The sequence below is a fragment of the Pseudomonadota bacterium genome (genome assembly GCA_018242545.1).
Classification (GTDB): domain Bacteria; phylum Pseudomonadota; class Alphaproteobacteria; order 16-39-46; family 16-39-46; genus 16-39-46.
In genome coordinates this window covers 1-3,683 of sequence record JAFEBT010000099.1, presented here as the reverse complement: position 1 = coordinate 3,683, position 3,683 = coordinate 1, and the positions used below count along the sequence as shown (strand labels likewise).

The 3,683-nt window shown below is 36.7% G+C and carries 6 protein-coding genes; 2 read left to right on the top strand and 4 right to left on the bottom strand.

All coding sequences use genetic code 11. The annotated features are described in order from the left end of the window. Positions 1–317: hypothetical protein (locus JSS34_08585; GenBank protein MBS0186354.1), on the top strand; the 317-nt coding region annotated here is incomplete at its 5' end. A 172-nt stretch (positions 318–489) separates the two neighbouring features. Further along, positions 490–1,380: a hypothetical protein gene (locus JSS34_08580; protein ID MBS0186353.1), complete on the top strand. Its 891-nt coding sequence runs from the start codon at positions 490–492 to the stop codon at positions 1,378–1,380. Positions 1,381–1,457: 77 nt separating this feature from the next. Here the strand turns inward: JSS34_08580 and rpsT are convergent, their stop codons facing one another. From rpsT to JSS34_08560, 4 genes are all read right to left on the bottom strand, one after another. After that, entirely contained in the window at positions 1,458–1,718 is a 261-nt protein-coding gene (gene rpsT / locus JSS34_08575) for a 30S ribosomal protein S20 (GenBank protein ID MBS0186352.1), read from the bottom strand. A gap of 182 nt (positions 1,719–1,900) precedes the next feature. Continuing rightward, a complete protein-coding gene (locus tag JSS34_08570) occupies positions 1,901–2,530 on the bottom strand; it encodes an alternative oxidase (protein MBS0186351.1) in 630 nt (209 codons plus the stop codon). A 77-nt stretch (positions 2,531–2,607) separates the two neighbouring features. Continuing rightward, positions 2,608–2,937 (bottom strand): ferredoxin family protein, encoded by a 330-nt coding sequence (locus tag JSS34_08565; GenBank protein ID MBS0186350.1) that lies wholly within the window; start codon positions 2,935–2,937, stop codon positions 2,608–2,610. Positions 2,938–3,053: 116 nt separating this feature from the next. Beyond that, on the bottom strand, positions 3,054–3,683 hold a 630-nt coding region (locus JSS34_08560; protein MBS0186349.1), incomplete at its 5' end, for a PD-(D/E)XK nuclease domain-containing protein.

Below are 3,683 nucleotides of genomic sequence, written 5' to 3'. Positions count from 1 at the left end.
CAGCCCAAACCCCTGCAGGGCCTCTTGCTGTCCTAAGTCCCACAGTTCCTTTCTCTGGCAACACCACGAATGTGCCAGGCCCACAAACGCCTACAAGAGCTGCTGCTCTTTTAAGTCCAGTTGCTCCTTTTTCTGGAAATGTCTCTGATATCTTATATATACAAACACCTAAAAGATATGATGCTTTCTTAAGCCCTATTGCCCCATTCTCTGGAGACCCAGACATACAGACACCTGCAAGGGCTTCTACAATGAGAATTTTAAATAATGATCTAAGCTTACTCGGACCTACATCCGGAACTGAGGATTCTTTTTAACTAAAACATTTTAAAACTTTTAATTATGCATAATATAAAATATTTTTTTAAAAAGTTATGGACATTATGATTAAAGTTATTTAAAAGCTGATATATGGTCATTGAAATGAATTTTTTGATCTTTAGTAATTCCGTTATACTTAATTTACACATATAATTTTTGAGAAGTTTAATGATAATCATAAAATTTAAATATATTTTATATACAGCCCTTACAACACTGATTCTTTTTTCTACATCAGTTCAATATTTAGAAGCTTGTTGTGGTGGGGAAGAAGAAAAAGATGAAAAAAAACCTATACTAGGAAAAACAACTTCTGGAACAACCCATTCTTCTCATTCTGTTGTAATGCAACAACCAGTACTACAAAATTTTAATAATCCTTCATCTTCATTACCCATACCTGATAAAGAAGGTGGGACGATGACCTATTCAAAAAACAATGCTCTCTCCACTTCTTTGCCAGAGCCTCAAGGAAGAAGTTTAACTGCTTCTCCAAATGATTCTTTTCTTAATGACTCAGTTGCTTCTATAAAAAGATCTTCGATTTTTCGGCAAGGACTTATAGAATTTGAAAAGCAACAAGATCCTATTCTCACTTACTTAGCACACTATTCTTTTGTAAACTCTTTTTTTCAAGTTCAGACCACAGAAAAGCAATGGATCTTAACGGCAACACCTGATGATGGAATCGAGATGCAACTTGCAATAACTTATCTTTCTCAAGAGGATTCCGAATCACCTCTTCTTGCGCCTTGCTTTTCTTCACAGCTAAAAGAAGGAAGATCTGCAAAAGACATAATTATTGCTCCTTCTTTAAAAGGCCTTCTTGAAAATAATGAGCCTGATTTGTATAAAAAATTATGCGGAGTTTTTCTTTCTGCTCATAACCAGGCCCATGGGAGCATATTCTGCCAAAAAGGGACAAAAGGATATGCAGAAACTCTTTTTAAAATCCAAGATGGGAAACTCCTACCACGAGAATATCACTACCTATATGTGATAACTGGGCCAACAAGCTCTTCTAACCTTAAAATAAAAAGAGATACCTTCTCGAAATAAATAAAACTTTTTCAAATAAAAAAAGCACTTTTAAAAGTGCTTTTTTTTAATAACTCTTATCCTTAAATTTTAAAAGATTAAAGAGCTTTAATACGCTTGCTCAAACGAGAGATTTTCCGAGCTGCGGTGTTTTTATGATGAAAGCCCTTAATAACGCCCTTCATAATATGAGATTCAGCAGGTTTGAAAGCAGCCATTGCTTCTTCTTTGTTTTTAGCCGTAAGGGCCAATTCAACTTTACGAATAAATGTCCGAATACGATTTCGATAAGAACGGTTTGCTTCCGTCCGTCGCTTTGTTTGGCGAATAGCTTTTTCTGCTGACTTATGGTTTGCCATGAATATCCTCTTAATTCCCTTTAAATGTCACGAATATAACTTCAAAGACCCTTCATACAGGATTGATCCTTTTTCGTCAAGCTTTTCAAAATAAGAAGAATATTTTTCTTTGCTTGTTTCATTATAACGCTCTTAAAAACCATCCATTTGAGATAAAAAGATTGGAAGGTCTTCCAATCATTTTATTTTGAGGTTAAAGCATCTGAGAACTCATGATTTGTATCTCTATGATGTGCTTCATCCTCACGCACAACAATAAGAAGATCATATAAACGCGCCTCCTTTGGAAGCTTCCAATATGTAATCGCTATTTCAGGCGCGGGAACATTATCAATTTTACCTGTCTTAACTTCTTCTATATATTGTGTATAAGAAATAACCGCTTCTTCTTCGAGGTACCCAACGAAACGGTGGGCAGTTTTTGGAGAAAAAAGGTATAAAATAAAATACGCACAAAAGAAAATAATTTGCACCAAAACGATGATCATACGTTCCAACCAACTTGGATGCGCGAGTTCAATAAAAGTCATAAGATGCATGCGCTCGTTTTCTGCTTCATCTAAAAGCACTTTAATCCACCCATGATCATCACAACAACGTCTTAAGCTTTTGAGATGTTGAAGCATGCCTCCTACGATTCCCGGAACGCCTGCCACAGTCTCTAAAACAACCGCTCGATGCCCATACCGTCCGACAAAAAAGAAATCTGCCATTGCCCGCAATATTTTTATAAAACGATAAGCAATATAATCTGAGATACACCGCGGTTTACGATGCGTTATAAGAGAAGAAGGCTTAAAACGAGACTTCATAGTATATCCTTTATAAGTATGCTCTTTAGAAGCTATCTCAAGAATTTTTCTTGAGAATTAAGCCTTTCAAAAGACATCTACTTCTCATTTTCCGAAAAATACTTTTCAAACTTATTTTTGACATGCAGCCATTCATCGGCTCCTGGATAAGGCTTCTTCTGAACTGTGATATTGGGCCAAAGATTGGCATATTTTTGATTGAGTTCTACCCACTTTTCACTTCCCGGTACTGTATCTGGAATAATTGCTTCAGCAGGACACTCTGGTTCACACACACCACAATCAATACACTGCTCAGGATTAATAACGAGCATATTCTCGCCCTCATAGAAACAGTCCACAGGGCAAACTTCAACACAATCCGTATATTTACACTTAATACAAGCTTCTGTTACCACAAATGTCATTTCACTTGCTCCCTCCTCTCAAGAACCAAAGGAAAAAATTCCTTTATCTTTAAATAGAAAACTTCGAGAGAGGTGTCAATGCACGAGATTAATCTGCTTAAAGGAGTATTTTACTTTTAAGCCGGTTCTGAGCTGTCTGTATTTTCATAAACCAAACAAAACTTCTTTCCAGAAAACGCAAGACCGATTTTTAAAAGACGCGTAAGCCCGCGTTGCTTAATTTCTGCATAATAAGCTTTTTGGGAAATTTGTGTCAGAGCTTCTTCGGCTGTTTGTTTGAGCAAATCTTCCCTCTCAAGAGGAGAGAACGTTTTGTCCTGCCCTTCTTGAACGCGCTTAAACTCCATGAGAATGCTGAGTGTTTGTTCTTCTCTTGCTATAATTGCATAATCATAGCGGCCAGATCCACTTTCACGATTCGATCTGATTTCATAAAGGGGAGAGCCATGCAGACTTGCTGTGAGGCCAATCATAAGTCCATGATAAAAAGTTTCTGGGCTTCGACTCGTATCATGAACACTCACTGTATGGTCCATCAGCTCTTTTAATTCTGAAGAGAACTTTTCTATATTCCCAGTTAAAAGAGAATTTAGAAACTCATTATACCACTTAAGTCCATAATCTTTTGCAAACCACCCTTCGATAATACGTTGAAACAAAAAACTCACTTCTTTATTCGGAATCGTCAGATGACATAAAGAATCTCCTCTGAAGGTTATTTGATGATTCAGAGCCGTCAAATATCC